The organism is Exiguobacterium sp. SH4S7 (assembly GCF_004336795.1).
Lineage (GTDB): Bacteria > Bacillota > Bacilli > Exiguobacteriales > Exiguobacteriaceae > Exiguobacterium > Exiguobacterium aurantiacum_A.
On record NZ_SJUT01000031.1, the window covers coordinates 1 to 351 of the forward strand.

A 351-nucleotide genomic window follows, 5' to 3' on the forward strand; every position below is an offset into this window, starting at 1 on the left:
CGTTCGTCCTGAGCCAGGATCAAACTCTCCAAAGAATTTGATATAGCTCTTGAAAATGACGAAGCTTGCGCTTCAATCAAAACTTGTAAAACTTTTTTGCCTCATCGTTCAGTTTTCAAAGTTCGTCAGTTAAAGAATTGGTGGAGCCTAGCGGGATCGAACCGCTGACCTCCTGCGTGCAAGGCAGGCGCTCTCCCAGCTGAGCTAAGGCCCCAAAAGTTATGATGGTCGGGAAGACAGGATTCGAACCTGCGACCCCTTGGTCCCAAACCAAGTGCTCTACCAAGCTGAGCTACTTCCCGTTATAAATGGTGCACCCTGAGAGATTCGAACTCCCGGCCTTTAGATTCG

Annotated in this window: 2 tRNA genes; both read right to left on the reverse strand. The window is 49.0% G+C overall.

Annotation, left to right across the window (positions count from 1 at the left end):
• Nucleotides 1-138 precede the first annotated feature (138 nt).
• Nucleotides 139-214, reverse strand: a tRNA-Ala gene (locus EVJ29_RS15345).
• An 11-nt stretch (nt 215-225) separates the two neighbouring features.
• Nucleotides 226-302: transfer RNA gene (locus EVJ29_RS15350), tRNA-Pro, on the reverse strand.
• Between the last annotated feature and the right edge of the window lie 49 nt (nt 303-351).